Source organism: Bacillus sp. FSL M7-0003, from assembly GCF_038628485.1.
Lineage (GTDB): Bacteria > Bacillota > Bacilli > Bacillales > Bacillaceae > Bacillus > Bacillus safensis.
Genome location: NZ_CP152024.1, coordinates 469,927 through 487,928 on the forward strand (window position 1 = coordinate 469,927; position 18,002 = coordinate 487,928).

General features: G+C 42.2%; 18 protein-coding genes. 11 read left to right on the forward strand and 7 right to left on the reverse strand.

Annotated elements, in window-relative coordinates:
- The first annotated feature begins 70 nt into the window (after positions 1 to 70).
- Positions 71 to 382 (forward strand): metalloregulator ArsR/SmtB family transcription factor, encoded by a 312-nt coding sequence (locus MHI23_RS02235; protein ID WP_342492243.1) that lies wholly within the window; start codon positions 71 to 73, stop codon positions 380 to 382.
- A 31-nt stretch (positions 383 to 413) separates the two neighbouring features.
- Here the strand turns inward: MHI23_RS02235 and MHI23_RS02240 are convergent, their stop codons facing one another.
- Complete coding sequence (locus MHI23_RS02240; RefSeq protein WP_024427316.1) at positions 414 to 1,838, reverse strand: PLP-dependent aminotransferase family protein; 1,425 nt, start codon at positions 1,836 to 1,838, stop codon at positions 414 to 416.
- Between the two features lie 109 nt (positions 1,839 to 1,947).
- On the opposite strand from MHI23_RS02240, the gene gabT reads away from it, so the two are divergent.
- From gabT to MHI23_RS02255, 3 genes are read left to right on the forward strand one after another with little or no spacing between them, the layout of a single operon-like run.
- The gene (gabT, locus tag MHI23_RS02245) at positions 1,948 to 3,264 is read left to right on the forward strand and encodes a 4-aminobutyrate--2-oxoglutarate transaminase (RefSeq protein ID WP_024427317.1); all 1,317 of its coding nucleotides are present in this window, start codon (positions 1,948 to 1,950) and stop codon (positions 3,262 to 3,264) included.
- A gap of 21 nt (positions 3,265 to 3,285) precedes the next feature.
- Positions 3,286 to 4,674, forward strand: coding sequence for an APC family permease (locus tag MHI23_RS02250; protein ID WP_025093633.1), 1,389 nt, complete (start codon positions 3,286 to 3,288; stop codon positions 4,672 to 4,674).
- Entirely contained in the window at positions 4,649 to 6,043 is a 1,395-nt protein-coding gene (locus MHI23_RS02255) for an NAD-dependent succinate-semialdehyde dehydrogenase (RefSeq protein WP_056765150.1), read from the forward strand. The genes MHI23_RS02250 and MHI23_RS02255 overlap by 26 nt, the downstream gene beginning before the upstream one ends.
- A 44-nt stretch (positions 6,044 to 6,087) precedes the next feature.
- Here MHI23_RS02255 and MHI23_RS02260 read toward each other — a convergent pair whose 3' ends face one another.
- The 3 genes from MHI23_RS02260 to MHI23_RS02270 all read right to left on the reverse strand — a co-directional run bounded on the left by MHI23_RS02260 (position 6,088) and on the right by MHI23_RS02270 (position 9,128).
- Entirely contained in the window at positions 6,088 to 6,684 is a 597-nt protein-coding gene (locus MHI23_RS02260) for an NAD(P)H-dependent oxidoreductase (protein ID WP_034622928.1), read from the reverse strand.
- Between the two features lie 178 nt (positions 6,685 to 6,862).
- A complete protein-coding gene (locus tag MHI23_RS02265; RefSeq protein ID WP_024425541.1) occupies positions 6,863 to 7,477 on the reverse strand; it encodes a DUF1775 domain-containing protein in 615 nt (204 codons plus the stop codon).
- A gap of 16 nt (positions 7,478 to 7,493) precedes the next feature.
- Positions 7,494 to 9,128 carry a copper resistance CopC/CopD family protein gene (locus MHI23_RS02270; protein ID WP_056765153.1) on the reverse strand — a complete coding sequence of 545 codons (1,635 nt, stop codon included), beginning with the start codon at positions 9,126 to 9,128 and terminating at the stop codon, positions 7,494 to 7,496.
- Positions 9,129 to 9,635: 507 nt separating this feature from the next.
- On the opposite strand from MHI23_RS02270, the gene MHI23_RS02275 reads away from it, so the two are divergent.
- The 6 genes from MHI23_RS02275 (at position 9,636) to MHI23_RS02300 (ending at position 16,166) form a co-directional block, all read left to right on the forward strand.
- Positions 9,636 to 11,078, forward strand: coding sequence for a PTS mannitol transporter subunit IICB (locus tag MHI23_RS02275; RefSeq protein ID WP_024427324.1), 1,443 nt, complete (start codon positions 9,636 to 9,638; stop codon positions 11,076 to 11,078).
- A 95-nt stretch (positions 11,079 to 11,173) separates the two neighbouring features.
- The gene (locus tag MHI23_RS02280) at positions 11,174 to 11,608 is read left to right on the forward strand and encodes a PTS sugar transporter subunit IIA (protein WP_012008933.1); all 435 of its coding nucleotides are present in this window, start codon (positions 11,174 to 11,176) and stop codon (positions 11,606 to 11,608) included.
- Between the two features lies 1 nt (position 11,609).
- The gene (locus MHI23_RS02285) at positions 11,610 to 12,731 is read left to right on the forward strand and encodes a mannitol-1-phosphate 5-dehydrogenase (protein ID WP_342492244.1); all 1,122 of its coding nucleotides are present in this window, start codon (positions 11,610 to 11,612) and stop codon (positions 12,729 to 12,731) included.
- A 99-nt stretch (positions 12,732 to 12,830) separates the two neighbouring features.
- Positions 12,831 to 14,579, forward strand: a complete 1,749-nt coding sequence (locus MHI23_RS02290) for a methyl-accepting chemotaxis protein (RefSeq protein ID WP_342492245.1) — start codon at positions 12,831 to 12,833, stop codon at positions 14,577 to 14,579.
- A 305-nt stretch (positions 14,580 to 14,884) separates the two neighbouring features.
- Complete coding sequence (locus MHI23_RS02295) at positions 14,885 to 15,727, forward strand: SDR family NAD(P)-dependent oxidoreductase (protein WP_024425546.1); 843 nt, start codon at positions 14,885 to 14,887, stop codon at positions 15,725 to 15,727.
- Positions 15,728 to 15,770: 43 nt separating this feature from the next.
- A complete protein-coding gene (locus MHI23_RS02300; protein ID WP_025093626.1) occupies positions 15,771 to 16,166 on the forward strand; it encodes a MerR family transcriptional regulator in 396 nt (131 codons plus the stop codon).
- Between the two features lie 323 nt (positions 16,167 to 16,489).
- Here the strand turns inward: MHI23_RS02300 and MHI23_RS02305 are convergent, their stop codons facing one another.
- The 3 genes from MHI23_RS02305 to MHI23_RS02315 are packed head-to-tail and all read right to left on the reverse strand — an operon-like array spanning position 16,490 to position 17,445.
- Positions 16,490 to 16,723, reverse strand: coding sequence for a DUF2651 family protein (locus tag MHI23_RS02305; RefSeq protein ID WP_024425548.1), 234 nt, complete (start codon positions 16,721 to 16,723; stop codon positions 16,490 to 16,492).
- A gap of 25 nt (positions 16,724 to 16,748) precedes the next feature.
- A complete protein-coding gene (locus MHI23_RS02310) occupies positions 16,749 to 17,042 on the reverse strand; it encodes a DUF5316 family protein (protein ID WP_025093625.1) in 294 nt (97 codons plus the stop codon).
- A 25-nt stretch (positions 17,043 to 17,067) separates the two neighbouring features.
- Positions 17,068 to 17,445, reverse strand: a complete 378-nt coding sequence (locus MHI23_RS02315; protein ID WP_034622913.1) for a VOC family protein — start codon at positions 17,443 to 17,445, stop codon at positions 17,068 to 17,070.
- Between the two features lie 184 nt (positions 17,446 to 17,629).
- Between MHI23_RS02315 and MHI23_RS02320 the strand changes: the two genes are divergently transcribed.
- Entirely contained in the window at positions 17,630 to 17,899 is a 270-nt protein-coding gene (locus tag MHI23_RS02320) for an excalibur calcium-binding domain-containing protein (RefSeq protein ID WP_080652949.1), read from the forward strand.
- The last annotated feature ends 103 nt before the right edge of the window (positions 17,900 to 18,002 follow it).

The following is an 18,002-nucleotide window of genomic DNA, read 5'->3' on the forward strand; positions in this document are numbered from 1 at the left end:
TCGTTACTTGACTAGTCAGCTCCAGGTGAATGAGATTGTATGTTGGCACAAAATACGATACATTTATTGTATGACGAATCCAAGCCATCCAAACAAAGAAGATATGAGACTGATTTCTGTGCTGCACGCATTGGCTGATCCAATCCGGTTAGAAATTGTCCGCTGCTTAGCGGAAGCGGGGGAGAGGACATGCGGCACGTATGAGATGAATATTGCCAAATCCACGCTTTCCCATCACTTCAAAGTGCTGAGGGAGGCAGGCGTCGTGAAAGTGAGAATTGACGGGAAGCACCGTTACTATTCTTTAAGAAAAGAAGACATCGAGACCGCTTTTCCTGGACTCATGTCATCGATTCTAGCTATAGATAAAGAACGGTGGTAAGCCAGCTGTCTATGAAGAGCAGCTGGCTGTTTTATTTCCCAAAAATGGCGTCATACAGCCGTTTCACTGCCGGCTGAATATCCTCTTGCTTCATATGTGAGAAGCCGAGGACGAGCGGAACAAAGCCTGGCTGATGCCCCGGCAATTGCTCATCAAGGGTAAAACGATCCATTCCGTACATTTTCAGCTTTCTTTCTTTCGCTCGCTGTAAAATCTCATGCTGCGTTCGATTTGAGCGGAACTCTGCAATAAAATGAAGACCGGCATTTTCTCCAATAATCCGCACATTGTCAGCAAAAACCGTATTGAGCTCTTCAATGAGCTGCTTCCGTTTTTCCTCATATAAACCATTCATTCTTTTAATATGCCGTTGATACGCCCCATCTTTTATAAAATGAAGAAGGGTGTATTGTGTAAAAAGATTAGCTGTTTGAATGAAAAAATGCTGTTCCTCCTTATAGCGTCTCAATAAATGCTGAGGCAGCACCATATAGCTTAGCCGCAAGCCGGGCAGCAATGATTTTGAAAAGGTGCCCATATAAATGACTTTGTCATATCGGTCAAGACTTTGCAGCGCCGGAATGCTGTCTGTGCCATATTTAAATTCACTGTCATAATCATCCTCAATGATATAACGATCTGGCTGATCGGCTGCCCAGTTTAACAGCTGAATACGCCGGGAAATCGGCATAATCACCCCTGTTGGAAATTGATGTGAAGGGGTAATGATCAACACATTTGGCTGTTTCTTATGAATGTCGCTCATCCGCACACCTTTTTGGTCAATGCCAATCGTTTCAATTTGGTGATGATTGTTTTTCAGCATTTGATAGAGCCGGCGGTAGCCAGGGTTTTCTAACCCATATATTTGATCGGCCGGAAGAATGCTTGATAACGAATGGATCAGTGACTGGGTGCCTGCACTTAAAATGAGCTGTTCTGGATAGCATTTGACCCCTCGTGCAAGTCCGATCAATCGGGCAATCGTTTCCCGCAGTTCATACACACCTTGTGGATGCGGAAGCTCACCGAAGGCTTCTTGGTGGAGATGGATCGCCTTTTGTTCACTTTTCAGCCAGCTTTTAAATGGAAAGTTCGCTGTATCGACGGAGATATGTGAAAAGGAATACCAGTCGTCTCGGGCAATCGGTTCTTCCTTTAAATCTACAGGAAGAGAAGAGGGTTTCAGCTGACCAGATTCATGAAATGTTTCTAGTGATTCCACGAAAAAACCTTTGCGTTCAACCGAATATAAATATCCCTCAGCAAGCAGCTGCTGATAGGCGCCATTCACTGAATTAACGCTGACGTTTAATGTATCGGCTAACTCTCGTTTAGATGGTAATTGATCATGCGGCTGCAGGTTGCGATTTAAGATTTCTTCTTTAATTTTCATATAAATTTGATGATAAATATATCCGTTTTGTCCTGTTTGGTCTAGTTGAATTGTCAGCATCTCACCATTCCATCCTCTCTGGTACCATGAAAAAAATGATATTGGTACTTTCTATCATACCAAAAAATATTCAGAATAATAAAAAAGGATATAAAGGGGATGGATGACAATGAGTCAAACGACAACAAACCGTTTTTCAACCGAAGAATGGCAGGGGAAAAGAGATCAATACGTCGCAAGAGGCGTGAGTAATGGCAACCGTCATCTTGCAGCGAAGGGGAAAGGAGCCGAGCTGTTCGATATTGATGGGAAACGATTTATCGATTTTGCAGGCGCCATTGGCACATTAAACGTAGGACATTCACATCCAAAGGTTGTGGAAGCGGTCAAAGCACAGGCAGAGAGCCTGATTCACCCAGGATTCAACGTGATGATGTACGAATCGTATATCGAATTGGCAGAGAAGCTGTGCCATCTCACACCAGGGGATCATGATAAGAAAGCCATTTTTCTTAATTCAGGTGCAGAAGCTGTTGAAAATGCGGTGAAAATTGCACGTAAATATACGAAAAGACAGGCCGTTGTGTCGTTTACAAGAGGTTTTCATGGCAGAACGAATATGACAATGAGCATGACGAGCAAGGTCAAGCCATATAAATTTGGCTTTGGGCCATTTGCGTCAGAGGTGTATCAAGCACCATACCCGTATTACTATCAAAAGCCAGAAGGATTAAGCGATGCTGCTTACGACGAGTACATCATTGACCAATTCAATCAATTCTTCGTCGCAGCCGTTGCACCTGAAACTGTTGCTTGTGTGGTCATGGAGCCAGTCCAAGGGGAGGGCGGATTCATTGTGCCATCGAAGCGTTTCGTTCAGCATGTCGCTTCCTTCTGTCAGCAGCACGGGATTGTCTTTGTTGCAGATGAAATCCAAACTGGTTTTGCGAGAACAGGGAAATACTTTGCGATTGAGCACTTTGATGTGGTACCGGACTTAATCACTGTGTCAAAATCTCTTGCAGCTGGCTTACCGCTGAGCGGAGTCGTTGGCAGAAAAGAAATGCTTGATGCGGCAGATCCAGGGGAGCTTGGGGGAACATATGCAGGAAGTCCGTTAGGCTGTGTAGCTGCACTGGCTGTCCTTGATATCATTGAAACAGAACAACTGAATCAACGATCTGAACATATTGGGCAAGTCATTGAGGACAAAGCAAATGAATGGAGACAGGCGTATCCATTCATTGGGGAAGTCCGCCGGTTAGGGGCAATGGCGGCAATTGAAATTGTGGAAGATCAAACAACGCGTACACCGGATAAGAAAACAGCCGCAGCGATTGCAGCATATGCAAATGAGCACGGGCTGCTTCTTTTAACGGCAGGGATTAATGGGAATATCATTCGCTTCTTAACACCACTTGTCATCACAGATGAGCTGCTTCACGAAGGACTAGGGATTATCGAGGACGCCTTCAAAGCACGCTAAACAACAAAGGGGGATGGTTGTATGCAAAAACAACAAATGGCAAAAACGATGTCGCAGTCTGACGTGCTATTTTTGTCCATTGGTGCAATGCTTGGCTGGGGCTGGGTTGTACTTTCGGGAGATTGGATTTTAACAGCTGGATTTTTAGGCAGTGTGATTGCTTTCGTTATAGGCGGTATTCTCGTCATCTTTATCGGACTTACGTATGCTGAGCTTTCGTCTGCGATTCCAGAGACAGGCGGAGGGCTCGTTTTTGTCCAGCGGGCATTTGGGATGAAAGCAGCGTTCGTCTCAGCATGGGGCGTATTATTTGGTTATGTGTCTGTGATTACGTTTGAAGCAGTCGCCTTGCCGACTGTCATTGATTATGTGATTCCAACACAGCATGCTGGCTTCTTATGGAATATAGGAGGATGGGACGTTTATTTCACATGGGTATTGATTGGATCTGGCGGGGCATTGTTTTTAACAGCGCTGAATTACATTGGAGCGAAGCCTGCTGCCATTTTTCAGTCCGTGTTCACAGTGGCGATTATTCTGACAGGTTTTCTCCTTTTAGGCGGCGCAACATTTAATGGAGATTTTGCAAACCTTGAGCCGATGTTTCAAGGCGGGGTTGGGGGGCTTATGGCGGTGTTAGTCATGATTCCCTTTTTATTCGTTGGGTTTGATGTCATTCCGCAAGTAGCGGCAGAGATTAACGCACCAAAAAAAATCATTGGGAGAATCTTGATTATCTCCATCGTGAGCGCAGTCGTTTTTTATCTGCTTATTGTCTTTGGGGTAGCTGCTGGAATGTCAAAAGGACAGCTTGAAGCTTCCTCATTAGCGACAGCAGATGCGATGGTACAGCTTCTCGGTCATCAAGCGTTTGGAACAGTGCTTGTCATTGGAGGGGTAGCAGGAATTGTGACGAGCTGGAATGCTTTTATTATCGGTGCAAGCCGTATTCTATATGCTATGGCGGAAAGAGGTATGATTTCCAAATGGTTTGCGTATATTCATCCAAAGTATAAAACACCGACAAATGCCATTTTATTTCTTGGAGCTTTAGCTTTTTTTGCTCCATTACTAGGGCGTCCTGCCCTCGTATGGATTGTCAATGCAGGCGGTGTCGGAATCATCGTCGGGTACTTAATCGTGTCCATTGCCTTTATGAGACTTCGCAAAACAGAACCTGAGCTGGAGCGTCCATACAGCATTAAATATTGGCGGACGACAGGTGTTTTAGCCATCGGACTGAGTCTTCTTTTCCTTTCATTTTACTTTCCAGGAATGCCGGCTTCCTTATCGTGGCCAGCTGAATGGATATTGCTTTTAGGTTGGGTACTCATTGGGTATATACTATATGTAATGAATCCAAGAACGAAGGAGACGGTAGAGCATGACAAACGAACTCAGAGTATATAATCCTGCAACAGGAGAAGAAATTGCTTCAGTTGCTCAGCATACAAAAGAACAGATCGAAGATGCAATTTCCCGTTCACACAAAGCATTCAAATCATGGGCAAAAACGTCAGCGCATGAACGTGCCAATATCATTCGCAAATGGTTTGATCTGATGATTGAGCATAAAGAAAGGCTTGCGAAAATCATCACAGAAGAAAACGGAAAGCCGTATCAAGAAGCATTAGGAGAAATCGTCTATGCGGCTGGTTATATTGAATGGTACGCAGAAGAAGCAAAGCGAATCTACGGCAGAACCATCCCGTCACATACGACGAACAAACGCCTTTTCGTCACAAAACAGCCAGTTGGTCCTGTTGCTGCCATTACTCCGTGGAATTTCCCTGCGGCGATGATTACGAGAAAGGCAGCTCCTGCGCTTGCAGCAGGCTGTACGTTTATTGTAAAACCTGCTGAAGACACACCGCTGACAGCCATTGAACTAGTAAAATTAGGTCATGAAGCCGGCATTCCAGAGGATGCACTGCAATGGGTTGTGGGAGATGGCAAAGAAGTGGGTGAAATCTTCACAGATAGTCCATTGATTCGAAAAATCACGTTTACAGGCTCAACGCCCGTCGGAAAGCATTTGATCAAAAACAGTGCCAGCACAGTCAAACACGTATCAATGGAGCTTGGCGGTCATGCTCCGCTCATCGTAGACAAGGATGCGAATCTTGAACTAGCTGTCAAACAGGCAGTGGCATCTAAGTTCCGGAATGCAGGACAAACCTGTGTCTGTGCCAACCGCTTAATTGTGCATGAAGATATTCATGAAGCATTTGCGCAAAGCTTCAGCAAAGAAGTAGAAAAGCTGAAAGTAGGTAATGGCTTTGAAGAAGGCATATCTATTGGACCAATTATCAACAAGCGCGGCTTTGATAAAATTGTCGGTCAAATTCAAGATGCAGTGGATAAAGGGGCGAAAGTTCTTGTCGGCGGCGATACGCATTTCGACGATGACAAATCATATTATTTTGTCCAGCCAACGGTTCTTACACATGTGGATCCTTCGATGAACATCATGCATGAAGAGACATTTGGTCCAGTGGCACCAATTACGACATTCAAAACGTTAGACGAGGCAATTGAATTAGCCAACGATACACCTTTTGGCCTTGCAGCTTATTTCTTTACAGAAAATTATCGGAACGGACTCTACATTTCAGAACATCTCGATTATGGGATTATTGGCTGGAATGATGGCGGTCCATCGGCTGTCCAAGCACCTTTTGGCGGTATGAAAGAGAGCGGAATTGGCCGAGAAGGCGGCATCGAAGGGATCGAACCTTATTTAGAAACAAAATATGTATCCATTGGTTTAGACGAATAAACGTGAAAAAGACTGTCAGAGGGATCTCGGCAGTCTTTTTTATGTTAAACAGCCGGCGGAAAAAGCTGATCCACCGTTTCTTTCGTTTCTTTCAAAATTTCATGTATGTAATCTGCAGATGCCTGCTCCATGCTGCTGAACAAAAGCCGTTCGACAGGCTGAACGCCAATAAAATTGAAGACTTCAGTATCGGTTGTCATGTGATGAGAGGAGCTGAAGACTTTATTGGAATCAAGAAAAGTCCTCGGTGCATCATGCGTGTTGATAATGACACCTTTTTTGTGTCGAAGCAGATTTTCAATCTCTCCATCCTCACTGATCTGATAAGCAAAACCTTCAGAAAACACGCGCTCTACATATCCTTTTAGCATGGCCGGCAAGCCTGTCCACCATATTGGAAAAATAAACGTCAGCACATCCGCTTGCTGAATCAGTGTCTGCTCTCTTTGAATGGCAATCGGGACATCACCGCATTTGATGGCAGCCTTTTCTGCAATGGTGAGCTCTGGCGGAAAACCTAGGGCATAGACATCACGAACAGTCACTTTATGACCATTGTTCAATAGAGTGCTCACAACAAGATCTAATAAGGTTTGATTTAAGCTTTGCTGGGGATGAGCAAATATAATTACATGGTTCATCTCATAGCCTCCTATGTGGTCATCTGTCTCATTATGTCACGCGGCTTTATCCTATTCAATCCTATATTGGTAATAACAAGTTGGGAAAATGGAAAATAATTGATTTCTAATAAAAGTAAACAGTCTGTGGTGCAAGAAAAAGCGATCGTTTCTGAGAAAACGATCGCTCATACAGCTTTTATTTCTTTCTAAAAGCAAGTCCAAGTGCAATCAGTGCCACGACTAGAGCAGCAATGGACAGACCAAGGACAAGTGGTGAGGAAGAAGCAGAGGCTGTTTCAGAGGCCTTTTCTTCTTTTGGTTTTTCCTGGCCATGTGAATCCGTTACAGTATTAGATGCCACAATGTTTGTGATGGAATGAGGTTTATCAGCATCTTTATCGCCAGTCCATTCAACGACTGTTCCATCTTTATAATATTGATACGCATCCCAAGCAGCTTCACCTGCTTTTTCAGGGTTTTTCGCTACAAAAACGAATTGTTGGAATTGTCCAGCAAGCACACCTTTACCTGTTGCTTCCCAAGTCACTCTTGTTACCTTGCCATCTTTCTCTTCAGTTGACGTTTTCCAGCCAGGTACTGGCTCATATTGCTGGAATTCTACGCCTTTAGGTATTGACAAGACAACCTTTGTCGTCGGGCTGTCACTCTCAGAAGGAACCTTTAATGTATAGGTCTCCCAAGCATTTGTCGCAGATGTATCAGGCTTGACTGTTACGTGCGCACTCACAGGAATTGCTAATAAAAATGAAGCGAGAAGCATTGGTAATAAAGCTTTAACGTATTTTTTCATATGTGATGAACTCCTTTTAGTTTCTTCTAATAAATGTGGTATCGATATTCTTAAAAGAACCAGTTAACGCATGGATTTCAATTTTCCATGTGCCTTTTTCATTTAATAAGAGATTTTCAGCAGAGAAATGACCATTTTTTAATCGTTTCAGCTGAAATTCACTCGGTGTCTCATCACCGAATAAAGCCACCTTATGGATCTTGGCTGTTACAGATTGAATATCAGTGATCGTTTCGCCATTCTTCTTTGTAAATGCCACTTCGAATGAGTTTTTCCCCGGGGCATTCGGAGTAATGCTCAAGGACACAATATCACGATGCTCGACCTGATTTGCACCAAAGAAGGGCTCAGGTGCAGGCGGAGGAGGGCTCGGAATATTGGTAAAGACAGCTGTTAATAACAAAATGGCGATCCCGATCATCCATTCGGCTCGTAAGGAAATGCTGCGTTTCTGCTTCTTTTCCCATCTCAGCATCAAGTAATGCATAAGCCCAAGAAGGCCCATGATGATAAATAAACCAAGCTTGATTAAAAAGGTGCGTCCGTATGCTGATTGGAAAAGAGCGTCAAACGATTGCAAAATAAAGATGGCATTCACAAATCCTGAAAACACAATGAGTCCAACAGAGAGCAGTGCCCAAGGATGAAATGCTGCTAGCGTACTCCGAATGAGCGGCTGATCTTCATTTGGCAGTTTCTTCATTAATAGAAGGACAATGGCTGTTAAACCACCGACCCAAATCGAAGCAGAGACGAGATGGATGAAATCAAGTGATGTTGTGAGTATTCTATTGTCTGTTGCGGCTGGATGTCCGATTTGTGCCTTCAGCCAAAGGAGCACTGTGAAGAGGAGCAGTGGAAACAGCCAAACCCGGAAAGAAGAGAAATCCCCTTTTCTCACCGCCACAATCGTCCAGATGGTGAGAAGAACAAATGACGCCATAAGCATCATCCACAGACTACCGCCAGAAGTGGACGCAATCGTTTCTTGTAAAAGCGAAGGCTGAAATGCCCCCCAAAAGGACACATCTGCCGCTGATTTTGTCTGAATCGGCAGCTGGAACACAAGTGCTCCGCCCATCATCATCAATGACACGGTCAAAAGCCGCTTCATTCGTTTCGCCAATGCAGGTGAAATCGCAGTCTTAAACCAAAGCAGTCCAAACAAAATGGTCCCAAGGAATAAGCTGAATGACGTATAAAGAAAGGCTTTATCAATAGTTGAGGCCACATCAATGGATTCATTCGTTTGACCTTGCTCTAATTGGTCAAAACCGCCATCCGCTTTTCCAATACTAAACGGAATCATGCCTGAGACAGAGTGTCCGTCCGCTGATACCGCATTCCACTGGATGGTGTAAATTCCTTTTGGTAAATTCTTTTTCAAAGCCGCTTCCATGATCTTTTGATCTTTAATGACCGTATCTCCTTTATCCACACGATCACCTTTTGCATTTAGCACCTTAATGGCATGAAATCCGCTTTCAATCCCTTCACTAAATGTGATCGAGACTGAAGGAGGCTGCTGATCCAGTTCTTCATTTGCCGCTGGGTTTGAGCTCACGACGTATGCGTGAGCAAATGCTTCCTTTGGAATGAAAAAAGCGAACATGACCATAAGAAGCAGAAGCCACTTACTATTTTTAAACAAGGTGAATAACCGCCTTTCTACCTATGAAAATGTCTCATGTATCAGAAAGAAAGCGGCAGTAAACTGTGAGTCACAGAAAAAACCGCTCTTCCTATTGTACCGCCCTCTCTAAAAGGTAAACGAAACAAACAGCAAGATGGTTCACTTTTTCTGTGTCATGTCTGCGCAGACATTTCTTAATTGAATAGGTTTGATCAATTATAAGCCTATTCGATTTAAGAAGAGGAAACAAGAAGAGACCATTTGAAAGTTGTGAAATTCCCATGAATTTTGCTTCAAAACAACGGCAGATCAACCTTTTCTCCCCTTTTGTATTGGGATCTGAAGGTGATGTCACATCATTTTTCAATTTTGTCACACACTATGTGACAAAGTGACATTTAGTTTCAATTGAAGAGAAAGTGAAAGCGTTTTACGATAGGCATAAGGGCTTCACTGAATCTTGTTCTTATATCTTTTGACCTATAAAGCCCTAAATAAAGGGAGAGAAGAAAGGAGTTTTCATAGATGCAGGAAAAAAGCGGATTTCGCGTAAAAGTACAGCGCTTCGGAAGCTATTTAAGCGGTATGATCATGCCGAATATTGGAGCGTTTATCGCTTGGGGACTCATCACAGCATTGTTCATTCCAAGTGGTTATTTTCCAAATGAACAATTAAATACACTTGTTGGACCAATGATCAACTACTTGCTGCCGCTCTTAATCGGTTACACAGGCGGGAAGCTCGTATATGACCATCGAGGCGGGGTACTCGGTGCAACCGCTACGATTGGGGTTATTGTCGGTTCGGACATCCCAATGTTTCTAGGCGCAATGATCATGGGGCCGCTTGGCGGTTATCTCATTAAGAAAATCGACCAGCTGTTCAAAGACCGAATCAGATCAGGCTTTGAAATGCTGATTAATAACTTTAGTGCAGGTATTCTAGGTGCCATTTTAGTCGCCATTGCTTTCTACGCCATCGGTCCAGTGGTACTAGGCCTGAATAAAGCCCTTGCGGCAGGTGTAGATATCATTGTCAATGCACATTTACTTCCGCTGGCAAGTATCTTCATTGAACCAGCGAAAGTATTGTTCTTAAACAATGCCATTAACCAAGGGATTTTAGGTCCATTAGGAGTAGAGCAAGCGGCGAAGACAGGCCAGTCCGTTCTGTTCTTGCTTGAAACAAACCCAGGGCCAGGTCTCGGTGTTCTTCTAGCTTACATGTTCTTTGGAAGAGGGACGGCAAAGCAGTCTGCACCGGGTGCGATTGTCATTCAATTTTTAGGGGGAATCCATGAGATTTACTTCCCATACATCTTAATGAAGCCAAAGCTCATTTTGGCGGTTATTGCTGGGGGAGCAAGCGGCGTTCTGACCTTTACACTGTTAAATGCAGGCTTAAAGGCTGTGCCGTCACCAGGAAGTATCATCGCTCTTATGCTCATGTCACCAAAAGGCGGCCATCTAGCCGTTCTAGCAGGTGTTGTCGTGGCAGCGGTCGTATCGTTCCTTGTCGCTTCTGTCATTTTAAAAGCATCTAAAGCAGTGGACGAAGACTTAACAGCAGCAACTGAAAAAATGCAAGACATGAAAGGCAAGAAAAGTGCAGCAGCAGCTGCTCTTACAGCACAAAAAGAAGGCGCTGAAGCAAGCGAGCAAGCAGCATCTCCAGATGAAATCAATCCAGATAACGTGAACAAAATCATCTTTGCCTGTGATGCAGGAATGGGCTCAAGTGCGATGGGCGCATCCGTCTTAAAGAATAAAGTCAAAAAGGCAGAGCTTGATATTGATGTGACAAATACATCCATCAGCAACATCCCAGATGATGCCGATGTGGTCTTTACTCATAAAGATTTAACAGATAGAGCCAAGGCAAAACTGCCAGGAGCTGTCCATATCTCAGTTGATAATTTCTTAAACAGCCCGAAATACGATGAGCTGATTGAGAAATTGAAAAAATAACATGACGAAACGGGTTGAGTCCAATTTTTCCTAATTGAACTCCCCGTTTTGGTTGTTTTCTGATTTTCTATTCTAAAAAAGGTGTGTGATCTTTCATGAAACAAGTACTTTCAAAAGACAATATTTTTCTAAACGAACAAGCGGGATCTAAAGAAGAAGCCATTAAAAAAGCAGGCGAAGTCTTAGTGGCAAACGGTTATGTCACAAGTGATTATGTGGACAAAATGTTTGAAAGAGAAAACATTTCTTCTACATTTATGGGCAATGGAATTGCCATTCCTCATGGAACAGAGGATGCGAAAGCGGCTGTACTTCATTCAGGAATTTCCATTATCCAAATTCCAGATGGCGTTGAATATGGCGAGGGGAATATTGCTAAAGTTGTATTTGGTATCGCTGGTAAAAACAATGAACATCTCGATATTCTTTCCCAAATTGCGATTGTCTGTTCAGAGGAAGAAAACGTAGAGCGTATCATTCATGCAAAGGATCAGGATGAACTGATTGCCATCTTTAACGAGGTGAACTAACATGAAGGCACTTCATTTTGGAGCAGGAAATATTGGCAGAGGGTTTATCGGATCTTTGTTAAAAGCATCAGGCTTTGAGCTCGTTTTTACCGATGTAAATGAAGCGGTGATCAACGAGCTGAATGAAAAAGGAGAATACACGGTTGAACTCGCAGCACCAGGGCAGCAGCAAGAAGTGGTTGGTCCTGTGTCAGCCATCAATTCCGCAAAAGATCCAGCCGCTTTAAGAGAGGCAGTTGCAACAGCTGATCTCATTACAACAGCTGTTGGACCAGCTGTTTTGAACATTATTGCTTCATCGATTGCTGAAGGTTTAAAACAAAAAAAATCTGATCATATCATCAACATTGTGGCATGTGAAAATATGATTGGCGGCAGCTCTCATTTAAAGGAAGCTGTTTTCTCTCATTTAACAGCTGATGAACAAGAAGCGCTGTCACACACAGTTGGTTTTCCAAACGCTGCGGTTGACCGCATTGTCCCCATTCAGCACCATGAGGACATTTTGAAAGTATCAGTCGAGCCATTTTTCGAGTGGGTCATTGATGAGACAGGCTTTATTGGAGACGTTCCTCAGATCGATGGAGCAACCTTTGTACAAGATTTGACGCCTTATATTGAGCGTAAGCTCTTTACTGTCAACACAGGACATGCACTAGCTGCTTATGTCGGGTACGAAAAAGGCGTGCAAACGATTAAAGAAGCTGTCGATACACCAGAGATTCGTCAAGTGGTCGAAGGTGCACTTCACGAAACGGGCAGTTATTTAATCGACACATATGGTTTTCAAAAAGAAGAACATGATGCGTATATCCAAAAAATCATCAAACGATTTGAAAATGCCTTTATCTCTGATGAAGTCACGCGCGTCGCACGTTCCCCGCTTAGAAAGCTTGGAGCAAATGACCGTTTAATCGGTCCAGCGAAAAAAATCAAACAGCCACAGTATTTAATTAAAGGTATTGTGGCAGCTTTGTCTTATGACTTTACTGAAGACGAAGAAGCTGTTCGTCTGCAGGCATTACGAAAAGAAAAAGGCATTGAAGGTGTGCTGGAAGAGGTATGTGGACTCTCGCCAGCAGACGATCTTTATCAAGCCATTCTTAAAGAAACAGCCCATTAATCAGAAAATCCCTTTCCAACGTGAGAAAGGGATTTTTTCTATGACTTTTTTAATACTTTTCCCTGCTTGACGATATATAAAGTAAGGGGGAATTTGTACATGAAAAAGAAAGCGTTTGCGTCAAGAAGTGTCTTTTTTCAATTAATGTCTGCCATTATCGTGATCACGATTTTAACGGGCGGACTTGTTGGAACAACGGGGTATTTGTTAGCGAAACATGTATTAATTGATGCAGGGAAAGCAGATTTAAAGCACATCGTCAGCGGAGCGATGGCCACACTTGAACAGTTGAATGACCGTGTGGAGAAAAAAGAACTGACGCTTGAGCAGGCGCAAGAACAAGCCCGGCTTTACTTGAGCGGACCCAAAAATGAAAACGGGAAGGGATACCAATCTCAAAAATCAGATTTTATCTATAAAAATAAAGGCTATCTGATCGCATATGGCTCTGACTATTCTACCCAGGTTCATCCGGTCAACGACATTGGCGTCATTCCAGATAACACGACCAATCGTGAAAAAATGGTCGCTGGCGCTAATGCAAAAGGTGAGGATGCACACTATGTGACCTATATGGATAAGGACGATGCAACCGGCGAAGAAAAAGAAAAGCTCGCCTATATGAGCCAGTTTACGCCGTGGAATTGGAGTGTAGGTATCGCTGTCTTCCAGGACGAATTTTATAAAGAATTAGAGCAGATGAAGCTCTATATTATTCTCATTACAGCAGGTGTCGCCCTTCTGAGTCTAGGCGTCTTTTATTTAGCTGCCCGAGGAAAAGTCAGACTGCTGAAGCAAGTCACTTCTGCTTCAAAGGAAATTGCGGCGGGGAATATTGAACGCACGAACTTAAAGGAAACAACGGATGAAATCGGCCAGCTGGCAAAAGGCTTTAACCATATGTCAGGAGAGCTCAGAACACTGGTGAGCGGTTTACAGGAAACGAGCAGTCAGCTTGTTGAATCAGCGACAGATTTATCGGCGATATCTGAAGAAACCTCAGCCAGCAGTGAAGAAATTGGACGAGCCATCGGAGACATTTCGACTGGAACACTTCATCAAGCATCCGATCTTGAAGTAGCCAATCAACAAATGACCCAGTTTAATCAATCTATTGAGAATGTTAAAGAACAGAGTGATCAAATTAAACGGATTTCCGACCAATCGAGTCAATCATCGCAGCAGGGCCAGCAAATCGTACAGCAATTAAAACAATCGAATGAACAATCGATTCAGGCGTCTCAAGGCATTAGAGCAGGAATCGAGCAGTTAAGTACAAAAGTACAGGATATTTCTCAAATCACAGATACGATTGAAAGCATTTCAAATGAGACGAATTTACTGGCACTGAATGCAAGTATTGAGGCAGCTCGTGCAGGAGAGCACGGCAAAGGCTTCTCAGTTGTGGCGAGTGAAGTGCGGAATTTAGCTGAGCAGACAAAACAATCAGCCGTTCAAATTCAGCAAATGATCCAAGGCATTAAAGAAGAAACGACAACAACAGCTGGTATCATGTCTAACACAATGGATCGTTTTGCCGAGCTGGATGAAGCGGTGCATGCAACAGAACATGAATTCAATGCCATCTCTACATTGATTTCACAAACCATCGTTGAAACAAACGCGATGGCAAAAGAGCTGAATACACTGCTGGAGCAAAACGACCTCATCACTAAAGCCATGCACGGCGCAGCACATGTTTCTCAAGAAAATGCTGCGGCGATCGAAGAAATCACTGCGTCTACAGACGAACAAGTGACAGCCATCTCTAATGTGGCTAAAGCAGCAGAAAGGCTCAATGAACTAAGCATGCGATTGAATCAGGACATTGCACGTTATCGTCTATAAATCATTTTGACGATGTATCACTTGTCAGATACGATGAAGTTAATCAAAACCTTGCTCACGCAAACAAAAGGAGTGTTCCGGTCATGAAAAAGAAGATATTGATGTTCTTACCTTGTGGCTATGGATACTCATTTTGGTTTTATTTTTCACTAATACAAAAAGCTATCCATAATAAAGGATAGCTTTTTTAAGGATACGAATATAAATCGCTTATGGAAATATATTAAATAAATTTCCCTTGACTTGGTGTTCACTCCAAGTAGTAATCTGTGTTTACTATCGGAAACACAGAAAGGAAGAATAAAATGAACGAACAAAATAAAGTAGTATTGATTACAGGAGCCAACTCTGGGATTGGATTGGAGCTGACGAAAAAGATTCTATCTCAAGGATGGGAAGTAATTGCTGTAATTCGTTCTGATTTTCCAAATGATCAACCAATAATTATTGATGCTCTTAAAAAGAAGCTATTAAGAGTATATAAAGCTGATTTAGCCGAATTCTCCAGCCTTAGAAACGTACTTAGCCAGATTAAGAAAAGCGAGACCAAAATTGACTTGATTTTTAACAATGCAGGAGTCAGTTTTGCTGAATACAAATATTCCAAACAAGGGCGTGAAATTCATTTTGAAGTTAATACATTAGTGCCTTATATCGTTACAATGGAACTTAAAGAACTGTTACTACATGGGCAGGAGAAAACGATCATCAATACGTCTTCCAATTCTTTATTATTTTTGAAGCAATTTGACTTAAATACAGTAATCGATCCTAAGACAATTCCATTTAAAAAGATTATAGGTCCATATGCGAACAGTAAATTAGCCCTTTCCCTGTGGACGAATGGAATTGCTCCGAAGCTATTGACCGAGGGAATAAAAATTCGCAGTGTCTGCCCAGGACCAAACAGGACGAAGTTGACCAAAGGAAAAAGAATGCCCAGTTATATTCTTCCCATAAGGAACCTTATTTTTTCTCCTCCAAGCAAAGGGGCATCTCGCTTATATGAAGCTGCTTTCAATTTCAACAACGAAATTACCGGGATTTTTGTAAACAAGGGCAAAGAAACTGCAATCAAATTCTCTGGTTATGAGGCACAAGTACTTAATCAACTGATTGATATTTACCAAAACGAGTTTCTCGTTTAGATTTTAATTAATCTATCTGTAAACAAAATTAGTAGGTGATGATTTGAATGCTTATTCTATCAAGCAAGCTTCCAAGAAAACCGGATTAACTGAAGATGCGATCCGCTATTATGAAAAAATCGGATTGCTTCCTTATGCAAAAAGAAAACGAAATGGACATCGAATATACGATGAAGAAGACATAGAGCTAATGGAACTGATCATTTGTCTGAAAAAAACAGGAATGTCATTAAATGAAATGAAAAATATTTTACAATATCCTGTAAAATATAAACTTAGTTCTGTTCCCGAATTAAAAAGAACCCTTTTAGAATATAAAGAAAAAGTGATGAATCAAATACACGATCTTCAACGTATTGTGGAGTTTATTGATTCTAAGCTAGAAAACGATGAGACCCTTTTTCGGCCTCAAAAAAATAAAGGTAACAAAAACGCTTAGTGTATGACTGGTATTTTACCTGTAGTTTAGGTATGAAGCTATCCCTTATGGGCTATTACTTAATATTTTGTTTAAATCAATAAGATGCTTCAATATAAGAGTATTTTAGTGTGAATTAGCACTTAAATGAAATGAAAAATAGCTCCTAAAGTGATCGACTGGGACCATCTATACCCTCAGTGGGATACGATCTTCAAAACAGCTTACCCATCAATGACGGTTGCTTATGTATCAGCTTTAGGATGGCCTGAGCTGAAAATTGAAATTGAACTATGGTGTGCGGAGATATGATTCAAAAAAAGAACAGTGGAAACTGTTCTTTTTTACTTGAGCCGCTTTGTAATCCACCCAGCAAAGAATGTAAAGACGGTATAGACGATGACCCAAATGAGAAAGGATTCATTCCCGTCAATATAAGTGAACATGAAGATCATGCTCGCTAACAGCACAATTAAAGTGGGCATCCAAACATTCTTCAAAAAGAGCGTGCCCAAAATGCCAATCAGCACAGAGAGAATAGGAAAGCCAAATACAATGAATAGAATAAAAACAGCCATATTGCGAACTCCTTTTAACAAGTGTTTACATCAAAACATAAAAGACTGACGCAGCCATGTGTGGAAGTGCAAAAATGATTACAAGAAAAGCCGTATCAAGACGCCACATGCGGTGTTCTTTTGTTTCAGAATGATAGGCTGTTCGTGTCTCTTCTCCACTTGTCCAAGCACCCATTAGCACCCCAGACATCACGACCCCAATAATTGAGATGCCGCCACTGACAAACCCAATCCATTCAAGGTGCTGCAACAGGATAGCGGCGCTGCAAATCACAATCATTGAGCAAACACCGGCGAAAAAAGCATGTTTTTTTCTCATTCTGGTTCACTCCCTTCAAAGACAATTAGGAGACCGCATCACATATTTCAATGAAATGACCATCAGGATCAGACACATAAGCGACTGTTTGACCCCATGGTTTTTTGGCAGGTTCTTTGATGATCGAAACCCCTTTTTTCTTCATTGATGCAATCGTTTGCTCCACATCATCCACAACAAAGCCAATCTCAAACGTGTGAGACGCTTGATTTGCTTCAGGGACAGGCAATCCGAGTGCTTCTTTGACATCCTGGCGTGAATTAATCGATAACGTCACGTCTCCAGTGTCAAACTCAACATAGGATTCAACCCTCAATTTTATTGGGAAACCAAGTACATGCTGATAGAAATGAATACTTGCCTCCACATCGTTTACATATAAAATGGTATATTTCATTTTCATGTGAAAAACTCCTTTCTTCATATACGTGTCAAAAACGGAAAGGTTTCCCACTCATTGTACCATATAGGATATAAGGTGTATTTCGTTCCAAAAAAATCAAAATATTTAGCTCAATAGTCTTGAAAAACAAAAAGTGGTGACATATGATAAAAATGTAAAAATAGAAAAAATAGGGGGATCTTACATGTTGAAAAAAATCATGGTGGCTGTCTTGTCTTTAGGACTTTTACTAAGTTTTACACAAGTCGACACCCACACAGCAGATGCAAAAACGGTCAAGTCTTACAAAAACTGCAAAGCGCTGAACAAAGTGTATAAAGGCGGCGTAGCAAAAAGCAAAAACACGAAAAACAAAGGCGGAAAAACAAAATACAAGCCTTATGTATCTAAAGCACTTTATCAAAAAAATAAGCACCTTGACCGCGATAAAGACGGCATTGCGTGTGAACGCTAAGCACATGTGAAAAAGACCTGCAACAAGGTCTTTTTTCTATGGGATCAAACTCGTCCCTTTGTGCCTTCTTCCTCTTTATATTAAAATAAAGATAGTTTCAAAA